Raw genomic sequence first — 16,883 nt, forward strand, 5'->3', positions numbered from 1 at the left:
TCATGAGGCACAATCCCGTCGTGGCGCGAACCGCGCCGATGGGGGTGACGCATGGCTGATTCGTTGAGGATCGCCGTCCTAGGCGCGGGCTCCTGGGGCACCGCGCTGGCGACCCTGATGGCCCGCAACGGCCATCAGGTCGTGCTGTGGGGCCGCGACGAAAAAGTCGCGGCCGCGATCGATGCGCAGCACGAGAACCCGCGCTACCTGCCGGGCATCGCGTTGCCGGAAAGCCTGCGCGCCACCACCGATCTCGCCACCGCCATGCAAGGCGCCGAACTGGTGCTGGTGGTGGTGCCGTCGCATGCGTTCACCGAAACGCTGAAGCTGGTCGCCCCGCTGCGGCCGGCCGGCGCCGGCGTCGCCTGGGCCACCAAGGGCTTCGAGCCCGGTTCGGGACGCTTCCTGCATGAGGTCGCCGAGGAAATCCTGGGCGCGGACGTGCCGCTGGCCGTCGTCACCGGCCCGTCCTTCGCCAAGGAAGTCGCACTCGGCCTGCCGACCGCGGTCACCGTGCATGGCCATGACGCCGGCTTCGCCCAGTTGATGGCCGAAGTGCTGCATGGCCCGGCGTTCCGCGCCTACACCGGCGACGACATGGTCGGCGCCGAACTGGGCGGCGCGATGAAGAACGTGCTGGCCGTGGCCACCGGCGTCGCCGATGGCATGCAGTTGGGACTGAATGCGCGCGCCGGCCTGATTACCCGCGGCCTCAACGAGATGTTGCGACTGGCCGCGGCAATCGGCGGCAAGCCGGAAACCCTGATGGGCCTGGCTGGCCTGGGCGATCTGGTGCTCACCGCCACCGGCGATCTCTCGCGCAACCGGCGGCTGGGCCTGGCGCTGGGGCGTGGCCAGCCGATCCAGGAAGCGATCCGCGAAATCGGCCAGGTGGTCGAATCCATGCAGGCCGCCGACGAAGTGATGCGCCAGGCGGAGCGGCACGGCATCGACCTGCCGATCTCCAGCGCGGTCCGTGCCGTGTTGCATGGCGAGATAACGCCCACGCTGGGCCTGCAGCAACTGCTGGCGCGCGAACAGAAACCGGAATATCCGGAGACGCTGTTCAAGTAAGCCGTCGAGCGGATCGAGGATGCAGAAAGCCCGGTCATTGGCCGGGCTTTTTTATGGTTGCCGGGAAGTGGACTCGCCATTCGGTGGTTGAGGAGCATTTGCTCTTCTACCAAGAGCAAATCCTCCTTCACCTGCTGCGCAGGTGCCCGCCCCCTTTTTCGCTTTCAACAGCCGAATGACTGATCAAGGGGGCTATCAACGACTCGACCGCGTAGGGAAACCCGCTTCGCCTCCCCTTCGAAGAAGGGGGACCGAGGGGGATTTGCTCTTGGCGCGAAATGTAGCCACCCCTCAACCACCGGATGGCGGGCCATCTCCATCTTCGAGGCCGGAGAAACGGCATTCGCGCCGCTTGGACCAGAAAAGAGAAGCCCGGCTTGTGGCCGGGCTTCGGGTCGCGACGCGGGGAGAGAGAGACACGTCGCGGGAGGCGGTGTGGCTTCCTGGATTACCAGCTGAAGCGCGGACCGACGAACCATTGGGTATCACCACCGTCGACGACCTTCACGTCGGCCGAGGCGCTCCAGTTCGGGGTGAACTTCACCTGCGCGCCGAGGCGGCCGTAGAAGTCACCGTCATAGTCGTCGCCGTCTTCGTAACCGGCCAGGGCATAGCCGTTCAGGCGGTTGGTCAGTGCGCTGTTCACGCCGACTTCGACGCTGTAGCCATCGGCGCTGAAACCGGGGACGCGGATGCCGGACGGGGTGGTGAAGCGATCGGTCTTGACCTTCTCGTAGGCCACGCGGGTCAGCAGGTCCACGCGCTTGGACAGCTCATGGTTGTAGCCGACGCCGACGCGCCACTGGTCGAAGTCGACCTTCACGTCGTCCACTTCCTGCTGGCTGTAATCAGCGAACAGGTGGAAGTTCGGGTGGATGGCCACCGAGCCCTTCAGCGCCCAGCCGTCGGAATCCGGACCATCGATGTTCGTCTTGGTGTAACCGCCTTCCACGTAGTTGTAGGAGACGCCATCGGCCGCGGAGGCGGCGAACGGCAGGGCGGCCAGCAGGGTCAGGGCAAGCAAGGACTTCTTCATACGCTCAAACCTCTATTTTTTTAGTTGGTATCCAGCGCTGAGGAGGTGATCCGTTCGCTGCTGGTGATGTGAATTATCCGTTAGCGCCCTCAATGTGCCCTGAATATCAAACTGAGCAGTACATAAATTGAAGAGTGATTTGCGGAACTTTCGGCACATGAGCAGGCGGCCGAAAAACGCAGGCCGACGCGCAAAGTCAGCCTTTCATCACGTGCGGGATTCCTGCACGCATCCCACACCGGCGACGACCTAGCGTTGCGGGTGTCGAGGAAAGGAAACGAGGAGCAGGTCATGGCCGCATCATCCCCGCACGAAAAAGCGCACGACGGCAATCATCGGGCATCGGGGCACTACCGGCGCCTGCTGGTGATGATCGCGCTGTCCTTCGCGGTCATGTACCTGTTGATGTATGCGATGGTCGATCGTCCCGGCAACGTCTTCCACAATCTCAACCAGATCTACATGGCCGGCTTGATGGCGGCGCCGATGCTGCTGATCGAGGTTCTGCTGATGCGGAGCATGTATCCGGATCGCCGGCTCAACCTGCTGTTGGCTTTTTGCGCACTTGTCGTCGCACTGGTGTGCTGGCTGGGAATCCGCGGACAGTGGGCCATCGGTGACCAGCAGTTCCTGCGCTCGATGATTCCCCACCATGCGGGCGCCGTCCTGATGTGCCGGAAGGCGGAACTGGACGCGCCGGATCTGCGCCGCCTGTGCGACGGCATCATCCGCGGCCAGGAAGCCGAGATCACGCAGATGAAATCCCGGCTGGAATGAGGGCGTCGGCGACCCTGCTTGTGCCGGAACCGCGTCAGGCGTTCGCCGGCATCCTGCGCCGGAACAGATACAGCACCGCACCGATCACCAATGCGACCGCGGCGGCAAGCAGGTTGCCGATGTTGGCGCTGGCGAGCAGGCCGAGCGACAGGATCAGCGCGGCCAGCGGAATCAGCGGGCCACCGGGCAACTTCAGCGCGCCTGGATGGTCGGCGTAGCGGCGCTGCAGCACGAGCACCGACAGGGTGGTGCCGATGTAGGCACACAGGCGTGCCACCACCGACAGCAGCGCGAGCTGCACGAAAGAGCCGGACAGCGCCAGGGCCAGAGCGAGCACGCCCTGGGTCACGATCGCCACCGCGGGGGTATGGAAGCGTGGGTGGATGCTGGCGAGCGCGCGCGGGCCGAAGCCGTCTTCCGCCAGCGAGTACAGCACGCGGGGACCGAACAGCATGGTGTTGCTGTTCGTGCCGAGGATGGAAATGGTCGCACCGACGGTCAGGATCAGGGCCAGGCCCTTGCCGCTGAAACTGGCGGCGGCATCCGCCAGCGGTGTCTTCGACAGGGCCAATCCCGCCAGGGTGCCTTGCGCGACCAGTTGCACCGCCGCATAGATCAGGGTGACGGTGGCGATCATCGTGAGCAGCGCGAACGGTACATCGCGCCGCGGATTCTTGAACTCGCCGGCCGCTGCGGGGATGTTCTCGAAACCGGCATAGGCGAACAGCAACAGCAATGCCGCCTCGCCCAGATTGCGCATCGGCGGCAGTTCCCCGCTGCGAAGCAGATCGATATCGACGTAGAACACGCCGATGAGGATGAACAGCGCCAGCGGGAGCAGCTTGCCGATGACCAGCGCCACGCCGGTGCGTGCGGCCGACTTCACGCCGATGACGTTGATCAGGGTCAGCAGGCCCAGCGAGCCCACCACGACCGCCAGGCGTCCGCCACCGGACGCGGCTGGCGCCCAGAAACGCGCGGTCGCATCCGCCAGGCCGTTGCTGAGCGCAGCGGCCGAGGCGATGCGGGTCAGCCAGACCATCCAGCCGATCTCGAAGCCGACGAACGGGCCGAACGCTTCCCGCGCATACAGATAGCTGCCGCCGGGCTGATCGAAATAGCTGGCTGCCTGCGCGTAGCACAGCACGAGCAGGGCAACCGCGAGGCCCGCCAGCAGCACCGCCCATACACTGGCCGGACCCAGCAGCACCGCCGTGGCGGCCGGCAGCAGATAGATGCCGCTGCCGATGACGTCATTGATGGACAGTCCGACGATCTGCCAGCGGCTGACCGCGCGCACGAAGCCGGGATTGGGGGGGGCGTCGCTCATGGGGCGGCCTCCGTGATCGCGGGCAATTGCCAGTCGGCGCGCAGGCGCCGGTACTCGGCCTCGGGCAGCAACACGAACACCGGATGCCGCTTGTCATCCAGCCAGGCGAGCAGGCGATCCATCATCGGCTCGGCCATGGCGGTGCAGCCCGCGGTCGGTTCGCCGGGCGCCTTCCACAGATGGGCGAAGATGCAACTGCCGGCGCCACTGACGTTGTCGGGATTGTGCTGGATCACGAAGCCTTCCTTGTAGCGGACATCGCCATCGGCATGCAGGTCGCGGCGCATCGGTTCGGTCGAGCCTTCGACCGCGGCCGCGCCGACCCGCTCGCTGTCGACGATGCGGTTGTAGAGCGGGGAGGCGGGCACGTCGATGCAGTAATGCGACGCCTGCATCGGCGCGTAGGTCAATCCGGTGTCGCGCTGGGCGGCATAGCCGAAGGCTTCGCCCAGGGTGAACACGCCGGCCGGCGCCCTGCCGTCGCCTTCCCGTTTCTGCGGACCGTCCGCCTGCGCGGGATGCAGGCCGCGTCCCCACGCGGCACCGCTGCGGCCGATGGTGACCGGTACCGGCGATTCCGTGGCACGCCAGCCCTCGCCGAGGCGTTCGAACGTCTGCATCCTCCCGCCACTGGCGTCCCAGCCTGGCGTTACGACCAGGATCAGTTGTTGCGCCTGCCGCCAGGCCGATGCCACCTGCGCCGTCGCCGGGGAGGACGCCGCATGGGCCGGAAGGCTGGCCGCCAGGGCGGTGGCCAGCACGAGGTTCGACAGCGCGAAGCGGAACACAGAGGCCATGGCGGCTCCGGGACGGGGATCAGGAATCCAGCAGGTGCTGGATCCTTTCCAGATTGATGTTCAACTGCCGATGGCGGTCGTCGTGGTTGTGGCACAGCAGGACGAACAACACGTCCAGCAGGTACTGCAGCGAGGAACGATAGAGCAGCGCTTCGACGTGCGGGGCGGAATCATGCGCCGATACCACCAGCGATGTGTCGGCATGCGCCCGCAGCGGGTTGGACGTATGCCGGGTGATCGACACCACCTTGCCTTCGGCGTCCTGGAACTGCCGGCTGATCTGCGAGAGCGTGGGCAGTTTGCCGAACTCGGAGAACACCAGCAGCACATCGCCGGGACGGGCCGCCGACAGGTTGGCCATCATCAGGATGGGATCGGCATGGTGCACGGTCAGCACGCCCAGCAGCGACAGGCGCATCGCGAACTCGCGCGCGAACAGGCCATCGTCGCCCAGGCCATAGACGAACACCTTGCCCGCGCCATGGATCAGGCCGGCGATGTGTTCGATGTTGGCTGGCGGATTGAGCAGCCGGGTTTCTTCCTCGGCGGCGGCCTTGCCACGGCGCAGGCCGGCCTCAAGGCGCTGGTAGGCGCTGTTTTCGCCTTCCGCGTCGCCCGCGTCTTCGGCCTGCCGCGGCTGCGGCGCGCCGCCATTGCGGGCCACGGCCTCGCCGATGGAGAACTTGAGATCCGGGTAACCCTTGAAGCCGAACTTCTGCGCGAACTTCACCACGCTGGACTGGCTGATGCCCAGCGCGCTGGCCAGTTGCTGCGAGGAGTAGTCGCGCAGCAGGTGGGCGTTCTCGAGGATGAAGTCGGCGATGCGGCGTTCGATCGCCGACATGTGGTCGCGTTCGGATCGGATTTTGACCAGGGGCGGCATGTGCGCTCTTTATCCCATCCTGTGTCGGGTCGGTCCAGGGGTCAGACCGAAATCAGTTCCAGGCCATGGATGGTCTGGATGCCCAGCCCCGGCGCGTCGGTGATGGAGATCTCCGATTCGTTGAAGATGACCCCGCCCTCCACCGGGTTGAACTGGCACAGCGAGGGGCCGTCCAGGTCCACTTTGGTGATCGATTGCGATTTGGCGACCGCCAGGTGCACCGCCGCGGCAACGCTGATGCTGGTTTCCAGCATGCAGCCGATCATGCATTCCACGCCGTACAGCGAGGCGATGTCGGCGATGCGCACCGCGTTGGAAATGCCGCCGGTCTTCATCAGCTTGATGTTGATGATGTCGGCCGCGCGCATCTTGATCAGGTCGATGACCTCGGTGGGGCCGAACACGCTCTCGTCGGCCATCACCGGTGTATGTACCCGGTCGGTGACGTACTTCAGGCCATCGATGTCCTGCGCCTTGACCGGCTGTTCCAGCAGTTCGAGCACCACGCCGGCGTCTTCCAGGTTGTGCATGGCGAAGACCGCCTGCTTGGCGGTCCAGCCCTGGTTGGCGTCCAGACGCAGCAGCGCGCGTCCTTCCACCGCCGAATAGATTGCCTTGACCCGCTCGATGTCCAGGCCGATGTCCTTGCCCACCTTGATCTTCAGCGATTCGAAACCACGCTCGACCGCGTTGATCGAGTCGGCCACCATCTTGTCGATGTAGTCGACGCTGATGGTGATGTCCGTGGTGATCACCGGATCGCCACCGCCGAGTATCTTGTAGAGCGGCGCGCCATACAGCTGGCCGAACAGATCGTAGACGGCGATTTCGACCGCGGCCTTGGCGCTGGTGTTGCGCTCCAGCGCGGTCTGGATGAGGTGGGTGATGTGGTTGAGGTTGGCGATTTCCTGGCCGATCAGGCGCGGTTTGATGAAACGCGCGATGGCCTCGATGATCGAACCATGGGTATCGCCGGTGATCACCGCGGTGGCCGGCGCTTCGCCGTAGCCGACATGGCCGGTATCGGTGCGCACGATGACCACGATGTCCTCCACCGTATCGACCGTGCGCAGGGCCGTCTTGAAGGCGGTTTTCAGCGGCACGCGCAGCATGCCGAACTGGATGTCGGTGATTTTCATGGGGGCCTTAGGGGCGGATTCTCTGGATGCTGTAGATGCGATCGATGAAGGTCTTGTCACCACCGGCCAGCAGTGGCTCCAGCGGAGTCACCGACACGGCGTTGAGCGAGGCGCGGACCAGCTGGCCGCGGCCATCCTTGTAGGTGATGCCGGTGGTGTCGTGGATCAGGTAGGTCTGGCCGTTCTCCTTGCCGATCACCATCATCACGTGGCCGGGGATGTAGATCAGATCGCCCACCTGCAGATCGCGGATGACCTTCATGCGTGCTTCGCGATCATCCTTGTCGGTGAAGGCGATGCGGTTGAGCGCCGGGCTCACGCCCTGGTCGCTGGTGTTGCGCGGCAGTTCCACCCCGAAGCTGCGGTAGACCTCGGACACGAAGCCGCTGCAGTCGCGGGTGTTGTAGGAGTGGCCCCAGCCGTAGCGTTCGCCGAGGAACTTGAAACCCTGCCGCAACAGTCGCGCCGGGGTAAGTGGAAGGTACTCGGTGCCGACGTCGGCGTTCTTCGGCAGCAGCGCCGGGACCAGCTCCAGTCTGCCGTCCGTGCCGCGCACCGGCAGCTGGATGACCCAGGACGTGTACGGATGCTGGCCATTCACCGGCTTGTCGGCCGGCCAGTCGCTCAACAGCGGCACGCGCACGCCCATGTCCAGTTGCAGTTCGGACACGCCGGGTTGTTCCGGCGTATGCACCGTATGCACCGTCGGACCGGTGACGATCAGCGTCGGCGTGCGATGGGCGTAGCCGAACACCTGTTCGCGCGCGCCTTCGGCCAGGTAGGCGTTTTCAATCCAGGCCGCATACAGCGGGCTGATCACGAACGACCACTGGCGATCGCGGCTTTCGTGCAGGACCACCACCGGCGTGCCCGGGAACAGCGCGCTTTCCTGGAAGCGATCGATGTCCGTGTCGCCCGGCTCGCGGAAGACCCGCAGCCGGGTCGGGAAGGTACGCAGGTCGGCGCGCCTGACCACCAGCGCGTAGCGCACGTCGGTCCGCGCCGGCACCGAGTCGAGCGCGGCATTGGCGACGATGGCGTCAAGCGCGGCCTTGTCGACCGGCTGTCCCTTCGCGTCATACAGCGTTCGGGTGGGCGGGCTGGACAGCTTGCCCACCCATTCGCGCAATTCCTCGGCGCTGAGATGCGCCGGCAATCCCTCGATGTCGTGGACCGAGCGGTCCAGCTCGTGCAGGCGCTCGTTCTGGGCGGCGATCGCCCGCGGCTCCAGGACGACGCGATCCGGCTGCGCGAGCTTGTCGATCCAGTACTCCGGATCCAGGTGCCGGTCCTCCACTCCAATGACGGCGTGCGAGGGGACCGGCAGCGCGGGTGCCGGTTCGCGGGCCAGCAATCCGCCCGTCGGCAGGACCAACAGGGCGGAAAGGAGCAGGCCAGGCATGCGACGGCCCCGCATTCCGGAGGCCGGGTGCGCAACCCGCGAGGCGAATGTTGGCGCGGCATGTCGCCGGGCCGGACCACCGGTGTCTTGTTTCATTTGCCTCCCCTCGGAACGGATGCGACGGCCTGGTGTTGCACGGACGGCAAACGACCGGGTCGATTCCGAGGAATATTTACTTCTTTTTCTGAAAGATTCAAGAATAAATTATTGACCGGGTTCTCCGGTCGTGTTACACAACGGTGACCAGTCGGCTGAGGGGCAAGTGATCGACGTGGACGCCAGCGGGGGCCAGCGAAACCGTTCCATTCGAAGGGAGCACCGGAGTGCCGGGCGTTCCGTGCGCGTGCGTGCGACTGCATGGCCGATATTACTCCTGATGGCCCTCGTCGCGTCCAGCGTTGCCGGCGAATTGCCGCCGCCGGCGCCACCGGCCATCGTCGCCCAGGTGGATGCGGGCCGTTTCGCCGAGGCCGAACAGGCCATCGCGCGTGCGCTCGCCCAGCCCGGCCTGGACGATGAACAGCGTGACGCGCTGCAATACGAACGCGAGCGCATGCGCCGGATCCGGCTGGATTTCCGGCTCACCGAAGCGGATGTACTGGCACAGCTGCGCAAGCAGATTCCGGATCTGAAGCCGGAGGAATTCGCCAACTGGGATCAGGCCAACCGGATCGAGCGGCTCACCATCGACGGCGAGAAGCGCTACTTCAGCCGCTCGGTGTCGAACCTGTTCCGCCTGTATCCGGACGTCGCCGCGCGTCGCGCGCCGCCGGTCAAGCCGTTCTCCGAGGGCCCCTTCGAACGCCTGCACCCGCATCATCGCGAGGCGCTGGAACAGGCACGCGCCACCGGTGCCAACAGCATCGCGCCGCGCCGCTTGCGGGTCACCCAATCACTGGTGGTGAAACCGGATGCCGTTCCGGCCGGCGAAACGGTGCGCGCCTGGATTCCTTATCCGCAGGCGATTGCGGGACAGCAGGAACACATCCGTTTCATCGGCAGCACGCCGGAGAAATCGCGGATCGCGCCCGAAGGCACGCCGCAACGTTCCGTCTATATGGAGCAGACCGCACGGGCCGGGCAGCCGACGCGGTTCTCCATCAGCTATGAACTGACCATCCACGCGCGCCACTTCGATCTCGATCCGGAAAAGGTCGTGGCGACCGCCGCGACACCGGAACTCGCGCCCTACCTGGGCGAGCGCGGGCCGCACATCGTATTCACGGACGACATCAAGCGCTTCTCGGCGCAGGTGGTGGGCGACGAGAAGAACCCCTACCGCATCGCCAGGAAGCTGTTCGACGCGGTGGACCGGATTCCCTGGGGTGGCGCGCGCGAATACTCGACCATTTCCAACATCAGCGACTACGCCCTGCATTCGGATCACGCCGACTGCGGCCAGCAGACCCTGCTGCTGATGACGCTGCTGCGCTACAACGGCATCCCCGCGCGCTGGCAGTCGGGCTGGACCTACTCGGACGAGGAGGTCGGCTACGACAACATGCATGACTGGGGCTGGATGTACCTGGCGCCCTATGGCTGGGTACCGATGGACGTCACCACCGGCGCGTTGCAGAGCGACGACGCGGGTCTGCGCGACTTCTACTTCGGCGGCCTGGACGCTTACCGCATCAGCTTCAACAACGACTTCTCGCAGCCGCTGGTGCCAGCCAAGCAGCATTTCCGCTCGGAAACGGTGGATTCGCAGCGTGGCGAGGCCGAGTGGCGCGGAGGCAACCTCTATTTCGATCAATGGGACTACCAGTTCGAATGGACCATGCTGCCCATCGCGGGCAGTGACCAGTAAACCGGGCGGGATCACTTCAACACCTAGCAGGAGAGAGCGGGGATGAATGGCAAGACCTTGAAGAAAGCAGCGCTGTGTATCGCGCTGGGCACGTGCATCGCGTCGATGGCGCCGATGGTGATGGCGCAGGCCGTGAATGGTTCGGTGGTGGGCCGCACCACGGCCGGGGATCAGATCACGGTGACCAACACCGCGACCGGCCTGACACGAACGGTCACTGCAGGCGAAAACGGTGAATATCGCCTCGCCCAATTGCCGGTGGGAAATTACTCTCTGCAGGTCGTCCGCGGCGGGCGGCCGGTTGGGGAGCCCGTGCAAATCTCCGTCAACCTGGGCAGTGCGACGACCATCAACCTGAATAACGAAGGCGCCATCGACATGGCTGCCGTGCAGGTGGTTGGATCGCGCATCATCACGCCCGTGGACGTCCGATCGACCGAGTCCGCACTGAATATCAGCGCGGAGGAGTTGTCCCGCCTGCCAGTGGACCGCGATGTTGCGTCGGTGGCATTGCTCGCGCCGGGCGTGGGCAAGGGCAATGCCGGTTTTGGCGGTATTTCATTCGGCGGGTCCTCGGTCGCGGAGAACGCCTTCTACGTCAACGGCCTGAACGTCACCGATTTCTACAATCGCGTGGGATTCTCCGAAGCGCCGTTCTCGTTCTACGACCAGTTCGAGGTCAAGACGGGGGGCTATTCCGTAGAGTTCGGCCGGACCACCGGTGGTGTCGTCAATGCGGTAGCCAAGTCTGGCGGCAACGAGTTCCATTATGGAGCGGAATTGGTATGGACGCCGGAACAGTGGCAGGCGTCGGCACGCGACAGTTACTTTGACGGCGAACGCTACCTGACACGCAGCCGCGACAAGTCTGATTCCACCAAGCTCAACGTGTGGGCATCGGGACCCATCATCCAAGATCGCCTGTTCTTCTTCGCCATGTACGAGGGCCGCAAGCAGGAACCCGTCAACACGGATGATGCCGGCGCCACTCTCACGGAAGGCGATGGCAACGACGGTTTCTGGGGTACGACCATCGACTGGCAGATCACCGACCGGAACCGACTGAGTCTGATGGCATTCTCCAACCAGAATCGGGTCGACAGCGAGGTCTATGACTACGACTTCGACGGGAATGGAAAGGGAGAAAAGATAAACGAGATCTATGAGGAGACCGGTGGCCGCAACTGGGCCGCGACCTGGTCTTCCTCCCTGACAGACGACCTCTCGATGAAGCTGATGTATGGCCGCAATGAGCGGCAAAGCAAGCAGGGGTCGCCATTGGATGCCTCGTGCAATTACGTGACCCGGGCGGGAGGGGTGCCGAATCCAGGCGTGCCGGTGGGGTGTACCACCAACTCCTCGGTCTATGACCGCGAAGATACCCGCAAGCAGATGCGCGCCGACTTCGAATGGCAACTGGGTGATCACCTGCTGCGCTTCGGATATGACCGGGAGGAGAATGTTTCCGAACTCGATCAGTACTATCCCGGCCCCGGTGGGCTTCAATACAACGTCTACACCACCACGCCGGGGGCAACCATTCCGAACTCTGGTGGTGGTGTCGTTCCGCCAGGCTATACAGCCTACGTCCGCACGCGCCAGTATTCGGTGTCCGGTAATTTCGAGACCATCAATACCGCGTTCTATCTGGAGGACAACTGGCAGGTCACTGATCGCCTGATGCTGAATCTCGGAATCCGCAATGAAGCCTTCGACAACAAGGACGCGGAAGGGCGCAGTTACATTAAGATGGACAACATGTGGGCGCCGCGGTTCGGCTTCTCGTTCGACGTCAAGGGGGATGGGACGACCAAGTTGTTCGGCAATGTCGGACGCTACTTCCTGCCGGTTGCCAATGTGATCAACATCAAGCAGGCGGGAGCATTGCTGGATGCGCGCACTTATTATGGCTTCGATGGGTGGGAAATCCGCGATCAGGGCGGCAGCCAGTACGCGGTTCCGATCCTCGGCCCGCAGTTTGGCTTCTATGACGGACAGGGCAACGGCACCGTGGGCGATCTCCGTGCAGAAGTCGACCGTGACATGGATCAGGTGTACCAGGACGAACTGATCATGGGTTTCCAGCAGCAGATCAGCGAAACCTGGTCCTGGGCCTTGCGCGGTGTGTATCGTCGCCTCAACAACGCCATCGACGATATGGAGATCTCCGCGACGGGTGCGTGCGGCGGAGATGGCTACATCGGTTGGGTAATGGCGAACCCCGGCAAGGAAGTCACCGTCTGGGGAGATACCAACTGTGACGGCGACGCCGATGGTTGGGTGACGGTGGATACCAAGCGTGAAGGCTGGGCCATGTACGATGCGGATGGCAACTACCTCGGCCAGCGCGGCTGGGTGGAACCCAAGCGCACCTATAAGGCACTCGAGCTGCAGTTCGATCGGGCGTGGGATGGCAAGTGGGCGTTCAATGCGTCGTACACCATGTCCTGGAGCCAGGGCAATGCAGAAGGGCCGGTCAACACAGACACCAACTTCGGTGATACCGGTCGTACCGAAAACTTTGATGATCCCTGGGTGAACTTTGGAGGCTACGGACCATTGGCCAATGATCATCGCCACCAGATCAAACTGCGTGGTGTCTACGCATTGAATGACTACTGGCAGGTAGGCGCTACTCTGGATGCCCGTTCCGGTGGTCCAATCACCGCATTCGGTGTGGGAAATCCGTATGACGCCACCCCCTATCACAGCTACTACATCTGTGTGGCGAATTGTGATTCGGAGGTGTCGCAGGACCGGGTCTACCAGTATTCGCCGCGTGGTGGAGCGGGCCGCATGCCGTGGACATTCGATGTGGGAGCAAACGTAGCCTACGAACGATCTTTCGGAGCAGCCAAGTTCAAGGCTAAGCTGGCGTTTTTCAATGTATTCAACAAGCAGCAGCCGATTTGGGTCTACCAAGAGCTCGAACCCGGCATTGGCGATCGGGATCCTTTCTTCGGCAAGGAACGCTTCCTGCAATCTCCTCGCTATGGCCAGTTGACCGTTTCGCTGAGCTACTGACGAAGGAGCCGGCCGGCCCGCGATCGCGGGCCGGCCGCAGCCCGATGGCCATATTCCCATCTCACAACCGGAAGCTTCGCTCGCTTCCCTACCTGGTGCTGGCGGGCCTTTTCTTGTGTTCGACCACGAAGGCTTCCGACCTGTTCGAGCATGCCTTTTCGGACACCTATGCGCGCTATGCGTTGCCTGGCATGGCAGTGGCGATAATCGAAGACGGCGAGGTCGTCTACCAGCGCACCGAAGGCGAACTGGCCGTGGGTACTGGCCAGCACGTCAACCCCGACACCCTCTTCAAGATCGCGTCCAACAGCAAGGCCATGACCGCCGCCGTGCTGGCCCGGCTGGTCGATCAGGGAAAGCTGGAATGGAACGATCCGGTCACCAAGTACCTGCCGCAGTTCCGCATGAACGATCCGTGGGTGACGCGGAACATGCAGGTGCGGGATCTGCTGATCCACAACAGCGGCCTGGGTCTTGGCGCCGGGGATTTGATGCTGTGGCCGGAGCCCAATGACTTCACCCGCCAGGACATCATCGCCGGGCTGCAACATCTCAAGCCGACCCACGGCTTCCGTTCGCATTATGCCTACGACAACCTGCTGTACGTGGTCGCTGGCGAGGTGGCGGCGGCCGCGGGCGGTGCGCCTTATGACGTTCTGGTGCGGAAGGAGCTTTTCGAACCACTGGGAATGACCCGCTGCCAGGTTGGCGAGTGGAACCGCGAAAAGGTTGGCAACGTCGCCCAGCCGCATATGCGCACCGCCGCGGGCAATGTGCCGATTCGCGAAGACGGCGCCATCGTTCCCGACATCACCTCGATGGCCGCCGGCGGCATCCGCTGCAGCCTCAACGACATGCTGACCTGGATGCGCACGTGGCTGTCGCCGGAACGACAACCGGCTTGGCTCAGCGCCGAACAGCGCCGCGCGGTGTGGACGGCGCACATGCCGATGCCGGTTTCCGCGCGGATGCGCGAGTGGGACAACAGCCACTTCTCCGCCTACGGCTATGGCTGGCGCCTGTCCGATGTCGACGGCGTCTGGAAGGTCGCGCACACCGGCACGCTGGCCGGCATGTATTCCTCGGTCATCCTGCTGCCGGACAGGAAAGTCGGCATCGTCATCCTGATCAATGGCGAAGGCGAGGACGCCCGCTCCGTGTTGGGCGAAGTATTGACCAAGCACTACACCGCACCCACGCAGAAGGTGTCGGTGGCCCACTACGCCGAGGCCATCGCGCGCGAGGACGCGGCGATACCGGCGCAGAAACGCAAACCGGACACCTCCGCGCGTCGACCCGCGACCGGAACGGAACTGGCGGGACAGACGGGGCGATACCGTGATCCGTGGTTCGGCGAAGTAGCCCTGTGCATGAAGGACGACGGTGTGAGATTCCAGTCGGCGCGTTCGCCGATGCTGGCGGGCCGGGTGATGAAGGTCGGTGACCGTTGGCTGGTGGACTGGGACGATGACAGCGTCGACGCCGAGCCCTGGCTGGCGTTTCATCCGGCCACGGCGGGGACGCCGCCACGCATGACCCTGTCCCACGTCGATCCCGACGCCGATTTCAGCTATGACTATGCGGACCTGGATTTCCAGCGGACCGGCGGATGCGATTGACATGATGCGTCTCGGCAAGTCGTTGTGTGTGGGCCTGCTGGTGATCGCGGGCGTGGCTTCCGCCCGGGCCGGCGAGGTGACGGTGTCGACGGCGACGCGCTTCGACCAGGTCGATCTGGTCGACGTGGGCGAGCGGATCCCGCTGGCGACCCTGGAAATCCGCTATGCAGGTGACGACAACTTCGTTGGCCGGACCGTGGACGGTTACCAGGCGCCGAAGTGCTATCTGCTGCGGCCGGCGGCCGAAGCGCTGCAACAGGTGGCGACGGATCTGGCCGCCGACGGCTATCGCCTGCGCCTGTTCGATTGCTACAGGCCGGTGCGCGCGGTGAAGGATTTCGTGCGCTGGGCGCGGGATCCGGCGGATCAGCGCACCAAGGCGCGCTTCTATCCGAACCTGGACAAGTCGAAGCTGCTGGATGGCTACATCGCCGAGAGTTCCGGCCACAGCCGCGGCGCCACGGTGGATCTGGGCCTGGAAAGATGCGAGCGCGCGCGCTGCGAGTTGCTGGACATGGGGACCGGATTCGATCGCTTCGATACCCTGGCCAACACCGACGACCCGCGCATCGATGGTGAGCAGAAAGCCAACCGCCAGCGCCTGCGTGCGGCAATGGAGCGGCGCGGTTTCCGCAATTACCCGCTGGAATGGTGGCACTACACCTTCCAGCCGGAACCCACGCCCACCACCGCCTACGACATACCGGTGCAATGAGTTCCGATTCCTGGCGGCCCCCGCCGCGCGTCATCGACGTCGCGGTGATCGGGTGCGGCATCGTTGGCCTGTCGGTGGCATTCCAGTTGCAGCGCCGCGGCCTGTCCTGCCTGCTCATCGATCCGCGCGGACCGGCGGGCGATGCCTCCCACGGCAACGCCGGTGCGGTATCGGTCGGCAACCTGATGCCGCAATCGATGCCCGGCATGCTTGGGCCGGCGCTGCGCGGGCTGGGCGATCCGCTGGCGCCCTTCAAGCTCGACGCGGGTGCGTGGCCACACTACGCCGGCTGGCTATGGCGGTTCCTGCGGGCGGGCCGCGCGCAACAACTGCCGGCGATCATCGACGCGACCCAGGCACTCAACCAGGGCGCGCGTGGCGCGTGGCTGGATCTGGCCGAAGCCATCGGTGCGACGGATCTGGTCGGCCATACGGGTTACCTGCATGTCTACAGCGAGGATGCGACGTTCGAGCGCGCCGCCGGCGGGCGTGCCCACATGCAGCGGCACGGTGTCGCGTTCGATGTGCTGGACGCCGCGCAACTGCGTGCGCTCGAACCGGGCCTGGCCGATTTCGTGCGCCATGGTGTCCAGCAACGCGATTCGCTGTTCGTGCGCGAGCCAGGCGAGTTCTGTCGCCGATTGTTCAACTGGCTGAGCGCCCGCGGTGCCGACATCCTGATCGCCAGCGCACGGGCCATCGAGCGGGAAGGCGCGGGCTACCGCGTGCGTACCTCGGGCGGTGACCTCCATGCCGATCAGGTCGTGGTCGCTGCCGGCGCGTGGAGCGGGACGCTGCTGCAGACGTTCGGCTTGCGCCTGCCATTGGCGGCCGCGCGCGGTTACCACGCCACCTATCCGCGACAGGATGGGGGCGTGCGCCGCCCCACGCTGTGGGCGGAACGCTACATGGTGGTGTCGCCGATGCGCTCTGGCGTGCGGGTTACCGGATTCAAGGAGATGACCGCGCCGGGGCGTCCGTCTCGCCCGGCCCTGATCCACGGCCTGGCGCCGCAGGCGCGTCGGTTGTTTCCGGCATTGGTCGGAGAACCCACCTCGGATTGGTCCGGACTGCGGCCCTGCACGCCGGATTCGCTGCCCATCCTGGACCGCGTGGATGACGAGCGCATCTTCATCGCCACCGGACACGGCCACCTGGGATTGACCCAGGGACCGATCAGCGGCCAATTGATGGCGCGGATGATGACGGGCGAGGCGAATGCGATTGCGCTGGCGCCCTACCGCCTGGCGCGTTTCGGATCGTACGCGCGCCATTGAATC

General features: G+C 64.6%; 13 protein-coding genes. 7 read left to right on the forward strand and 6 right to left on the reverse strand.

Translation table 11 applies throughout. From position 1 onward, the window contains the following. Positions 1 to 51 precede the first annotated feature (51 nt). Entirely contained in the window at positions 52 to 1,074 is a 1,023-nt protein-coding gene (locus FHW78_RS11315; RefSeq protein ID WP_183640251.1) for an NAD(P)H-dependent glycerol-3-phosphate dehydrogenase, read from the forward strand. A gap of 448 nt (positions 1,075 to 1,522) precedes the next feature. On the opposite strand, the gene FHW78_RS11320 is transcribed toward FHW78_RS11315, so the two are convergent. Next, entirely contained in the window at positions 1,523 to 2,110 is a 588-nt protein-coding gene (locus tag FHW78_RS11320; RefSeq protein ID WP_183640254.1) for an Ax21 family protein, read from the reverse strand. 291 nt (positions 2,111 to 2,401) lie between these two features. Between FHW78_RS11320 and FHW78_RS11325 the strand changes: the two genes are divergently transcribed. Beyond that, positions 2,402 to 2,887 (forward strand): DUF305 domain-containing protein, encoded by a 486-nt coding sequence (locus FHW78_RS11325; protein ID WP_203322248.1) that lies wholly within the window; start codon positions 2,402 to 2,404, stop codon positions 2,885 to 2,887. Positions 2,888 to 2,921: 34 nt separating this feature from the next. On the opposite strand, the gene FHW78_RS11330 is transcribed toward FHW78_RS11325, so the two are convergent. The 5 genes from FHW78_RS11330 to FHW78_RS11350 are packed head-to-tail and all read right to left on the reverse strand — an operon-like array spanning position 2,922 to position 8,438. Continuing rightward, positions 2,922 to 4,217, reverse strand: a complete 1,296-nt coding sequence (locus FHW78_RS11330; RefSeq protein WP_183640256.1) for an APC family permease — start codon at positions 4,215 to 4,217, stop codon at positions 2,922 to 2,924. Further along, the gene (locus FHW78_RS11335; protein ID WP_255443199.1) at positions 4,214 to 5,014 is read right to left on the reverse strand and encodes a hypothetical protein; all 801 of its coding nucleotides are present in this window, start codon (positions 5,012 to 5,014) and stop codon (positions 4,214 to 4,216) included. The genes FHW78_RS11330 and FHW78_RS11335 overlap by 4 nt, the downstream gene beginning before the upstream one ends. Positions 5,015 to 5,033: 19 nt before the next feature. Further along, positions 5,034 to 5,897 (reverse strand): MurR/RpiR family transcriptional regulator, encoded by an 864-nt coding sequence (locus FHW78_RS11340; RefSeq protein WP_183640259.1) that lies wholly within the window; start codon positions 5,895 to 5,897, stop codon positions 5,034 to 5,036. A gap of 41 nt (positions 5,898 to 5,938) precedes the next feature. Next, positions 5,939 to 7,036 carry a dipeptide epimerase gene (locus FHW78_RS11345; RefSeq protein WP_183640269.1) on the reverse strand — a complete coding sequence of 366 codons (1,098 nt, stop codon included), beginning with the start codon at positions 7,034 to 7,036 and terminating at the stop codon, positions 5,939 to 5,941. A gap of 7 nt (positions 7,037 to 7,043) precedes the next feature. Next, positions 7,044 to 8,438 (reverse strand): SH3 domain-containing protein, encoded by a 1,395-nt coding sequence (locus tag FHW78_RS11350; RefSeq protein ID WP_255443200.1) that lies wholly within the window; start codon positions 8,436 to 8,438, stop codon positions 7,044 to 7,046. A 376-nt stretch (positions 8,439 to 8,814) separates the two neighbouring features. On the opposite strand from FHW78_RS11350, the gene FHW78_RS11355 reads away from it, so the two are divergent. From FHW78_RS11355 to FHW78_RS11375, 5 genes are read left to right on the forward strand one after another with little or no spacing between them, the layout of a single operon-like run. After that, positions 8,815 to 10,245, forward strand: coding sequence for a transglutaminase-like domain-containing protein (locus FHW78_RS11355; protein ID WP_183640274.1), 1,431 nt, complete (start codon positions 8,815 to 8,817; stop codon positions 10,243 to 10,245). A 42-nt stretch (positions 10,246 to 10,287) separates the two neighbouring features. After that, a complete protein-coding gene (locus tag FHW78_RS11360; RefSeq protein WP_183640276.1) occupies positions 10,288 to 13,269 on the forward strand; it encodes a TonB-dependent receptor in 2,982 nt (993 codons plus the stop codon). Positions 13,270 to 13,313: 44 nt separating this feature from the next. Continuing rightward, positions 13,314 to 14,888, forward strand: coding sequence for a serine hydrolase (locus tag FHW78_RS11365; RefSeq protein ID WP_183640278.1), 1,575 nt, complete (start codon positions 13,314 to 13,316; stop codon positions 14,886 to 14,888). Positions 14,889 to 14,892: 4 nt separating this feature from the next. Next, positions 14,893 to 15,603: a M15 family metallopeptidase gene (locus FHW78_RS11370; protein ID WP_183641369.1), complete on the forward strand. Its 711-nt coding sequence runs from the start codon at positions 14,893 to 14,895 to the stop codon at positions 15,601 to 15,603. Beyond that, positions 15,600 to 16,880, forward strand: a complete 1,281-nt coding sequence (locus FHW78_RS11375) for an FAD-dependent oxidoreductase (RefSeq protein WP_183640281.1) — start codon at positions 15,600 to 15,602, stop codon at positions 16,878 to 16,880. Before FHW78_RS11370 ends, FHW78_RS11375 begins: the two co-directional genes overlap by 4 nt. Positions 16,881 to 16,883: the final 3 nt, after the last annotated feature.

This window comes from Pseudoxanthomonas sp. OG2 (assembly GCF_014192765.1).
Classification (GTDB): Bacteria; Pseudomonadota; Gammaproteobacteria; order Xanthomonadales; family Xanthomonadaceae; genus Pseudoxanthomonas_A; species Pseudoxanthomonas_A beigongshangi.

What these genes read in the sequence shown, in the direction of transcription:
- FHW78_RS11315 (WP_183640251.1), top strand. Translation starts at nt 52, where the DNA reads ATGGCTGATTCGTTGAGGATCGCCGTCCTAGGCGCGGGCTCCTGGGGC.
- FHW78_RS11320 (WP_183640254.1), bottom strand. Translation starts at nt 2,110, where the DNA reads ATGAAGAAGTCCTTGCTTGCCCTGACCCTGCTGGCCGCCCTGCCGTTC.
- FHW78_RS11325 (WP_203322248.1), top strand. Translation starts at nt 2,402, where the DNA reads ATGGCCGCATCATCCCCGCACGAAAAAGCGCACGACGGCAATCATCGG.
- FHW78_RS11330 (WP_183640256.1), bottom strand. Translation starts at nt 4,217, where the DNA reads ATGAGCGACGCCCCCCCCAATCCCGGCTTCGTGCGCGCGGTCAGCCGC.
- FHW78_RS11335 (WP_255443199.1), bottom strand. Translation starts at nt 5,014, where the DNA reads ATGGCCTCTGTGTTCCGCTTCGCGCTGTCGAACCTCGTGCTGGCCACC.
- FHW78_RS11340 (WP_183640259.1), bottom strand. Translation starts at nt 5,897, where the DNA reads ATGCCGCCCCTGGTCAAAATCCGATCCGAACGCGACCACATGTCGGCG.
- FHW78_RS11345 (WP_183640269.1), bottom strand. Translation starts at nt 7,036, where the DNA reads ATGAAAATCACCGACATCCAGTTCGGCATGCTGCGCGTGCCGCTGAAA.
- FHW78_RS11350 (WP_255443200.1), bottom strand. Translation starts at nt 8,438, where the DNA reads ATGCCTGGCCTGCTCCTTTCCGCCCTGTTGGTCCTGCCGACGGGCGGA.
- FHW78_RS11355 (WP_183640274.1), top strand. Translation starts at nt 8,815, where the DNA reads ATGGCCCTCGTCGCGTCCAGCGTTGCCGGCGAATTGCCGCCGCCGGCG.
- FHW78_RS11360 (WP_183640276.1), top strand. Translation starts at nt 10,288, where the DNA reads ATGAATGGCAAGACCTTGAAGAAAGCAGCGCTGTGTATCGCGCTGGGC.
- FHW78_RS11365 (WP_183640278.1), top strand. Translation starts at nt 13,314, where the DNA reads ATGGCCATATTCCCATCTCACAACCGGAAGCTTCGCTCGCTTCCCTAC.
- FHW78_RS11370 (WP_183641369.1), top strand. Translation starts at nt 14,893, where the DNA reads ATGCGTCTCGGCAAGTCGTTGTGTGTGGGCCTGCTGGTGATCGCGGGC.
- FHW78_RS11375 (WP_183640281.1), top strand. Translation starts at nt 15,600, where the DNA reads ATGAGTTCCGATTCCTGGCGGCCCCCGCCGCGCGTCATCGACGTCGCG.